The sequence below is a fragment of the Pseudooceanicola marinus genome (assembly GCF_020177265.1).
Classification (GTDB): domain Bacteria; phylum Pseudomonadota; class Alphaproteobacteria; order Rhodobacterales; family Rhodobacteraceae; genus Pseudooceanicola; species Pseudooceanicola marinus_A.
Genome location: NZ_JAIVMC010000024.1, coordinates 1 through 2,439 on the forward strand (window position 1 = coordinate 1; position 2,439 = coordinate 2,439).

The window sequence follows — 2,439 nt, forward strand, 5'->3', positions numbered from 1 at the left end:
CCATGAGCAAGCAGCTCCTCGCGAGCGATGTCATTAGGTCGAGCCTCCTGGGTCTGTTGCTGAAGGAGGGTCAGCTTTGGGAGCTGCTGCGGCAGCGACGCGAGGGCAGCTAACGCGACCTGCCTTTGGGTGCCACCATTGCATAGACCGCGTCGCCCATGGCGGGGTGGACCTCTGGTGTCCCTCCTCCTCCGCGATGAAGATCCATCAATGAGGACCTATCTCCATGACACATGCTCCGGCGACAGCTGCCGAGGAGCCTGCCTTTCCCGTTCACACCTTCGGGGGGCAATATCCTAAAGACACTCCCTTATCAGATTCCCACCCCCCGAATGCCTCAGGTCTGGCTGCCCGAGCCATGCACTCGCTTGAGCAAGAGCTGATCGGCTATGGCATGGCCCCGTCCTCGTCGAGGAGAAGGGGACTTCTTGCTGCAGCGAAGATCCTCGAGGACATGGCTGAGGGATCTGCCAAGCCTCAGGTCTACCTGTCGAGCCTCGATCCCGGTGTCGGGAAGACCCTGCTCATCCGTCACGTCCTGAAGGCCCTGCTGTCCTCCTCCGCCCCGGAGCATGAAGGGGTTGCAGCCATCGTGTGCTTCCCCCTTCTGGAGGAGGTCCTGAAGATGAAGGACAGCCTGAAGGATCACGGTGACGAAGTCTCGATCTGGACTGGCGATGAAGCCACCAACGCCCAGACCGCGACAGCACCGTCACAGTCCCGCATTCTGCTGACCACGCAGAAGAAGATGGAGGCAGTGTGTCGGCGCCATGACCGCTTCGACCAGGTGCGTGGCTTCCACTATTGCGGGCGGCCTCGGGCAATCCGGATATGGGATGAGAGCCTGCTGGTAGGGACAGAGACCACGTTGTCCGAAGCCGACCTGCACGGCCTCCTTGCCATGGAGCCTCTTCGCCGCCAGGCCCCCCGGCTGTGTGCCGCACTGAAGACCCTGCAGCAGCACCTGGAGGACAGCCCATCGGACACGGTTTGCGCGGTCCCCTCGCTGGAGGAAATGGCAGGGCCAGATGAGGCCCAAGAGGTCTACCGGCTCATGGGGGACCCCTCAAAGCCCGGCAAGGAGCGTGACCGGCTGGAGTTGCTCGCCGAGATGGCGGACAGCGAGCGGCTCATCGTCAGGGACAACTTCGGGGATGCCAAGCTTGTCGGCTATCGCATGACCCTCCCCGAGGACCTGTCTCCCCTGCTGGTTCTGGATGCCTCGGGCCGCTGTCGGGCAACCTACCACTTCATGGAGAGCGTCCACCGCCTCCCCTCAGGCGTGAAGTCCTACGAGAACCTCAAGATCTTCCTGTGGCAGAGCGGCAGCGGCAAGGCCTCTCATCTGCAGGATGAGGAGGAGAAGCTAGTACGTGGTGTGGCAGAGGCTGTCCTGCAGCGCCCGCAGGAAGATTGGCTGATTGTCCTGCACAAGGATCTGCAGCCCCGCTTCCGTGACCGCCTCGAGGCTCATCTCGGGGGCAGGCTCTCGGGGGCGCTCCACCTTCTCACTTGGGGCAGGCATCACGGGACCAACGACTTCGCCCATGTCCCGAATGTGATCTTGGCCAGCCTCTTGCAGCTACCGCCCGAGGTCCACACGTCGCGGGTTCGCCTCAGCGCAGGCATGAGCCAGACCGCTCAGGTGAGCGAGGCCCAGAGCAGGGAGATGGCCCTTGGTGAGATGTGTCACAACGTCCTCCAGGCCGTCTGCCGCATGAAGGTGCGTAAGCTCCAGCAAGGTGGGACCTGTCCACCCTGTCGGGCTTACATCATCGCCGCCAAGCAAACCGGCCTGCGCGAGGCACTGCCCAAGCTCTTCCCTGGCTGCCAACTGAAGCGATGGACCCCCAGCGGGGCGACAAAGCTGTCGGGTAATATCCGCAGCGCTCTGCAGATGATCGACCAATGGAGCGACGAGGGCTTCGGGGATGAGATCACCTACAAGGAACTCGCCAAGGCCATGGGCAAAGACAAGAAGGACTTCACCAAGCAGGTCGCGAGGGATGATCGCTTCAGGGAAGAGGTGTCGCGGCGTGGATATGTCGAAGCAATACTACACCGAGACGGCACCAAGGGAAGAAGAGAGCTCAAGGGTATTGTTCTCGATGAGACATTCCCCGCAGATCCATCAACCACCTACACCCCGTGATCAACGGATGTTTAGGGGTCACAAGTCTGAGCGCCTAATCACTATAGCGACCGCTTCGCTTTCCCCCCGCCCGCCTTCTTGGGGGGAGAGGTCTCAGCCAAACAGCGCACCGCCCGGGCCATGGCCTCATGACCTCGCCTGCCGCCGTAGACCACACCGTAGACCAGCTGGTGCCTGTTGACGGCAGGAGGTCCAACGCGATAGCCCTTGTTTTGCTGACGCGAACCATCGCCGAGGTGCCTGTAGCGGGAACAGAACGAGGCAAGACCTCCGCCCCCGGGCACCAT

Annotated in this window: 1 protein-coding gene; it reads left to right on the plus strand. The window is 62.2% G+C overall.

Annotation, left to right across the window (positions count from 1 at the left end; genetic code table 11):
• Positions 1-358 precede the first annotated feature (358 nt).
• Positions 359-2,152 carry a hypothetical protein gene (locus LC066_RS21365; RefSeq protein WP_224903522.1) on the plus strand — a complete coding sequence of 598 codons (1,794 nt, stop codon included), beginning with the start codon at positions 359-361 and terminating at the stop codon, positions 2,150-2,152.
• Positions 2,153-2,439 lie beyond the last annotated feature (287 nt).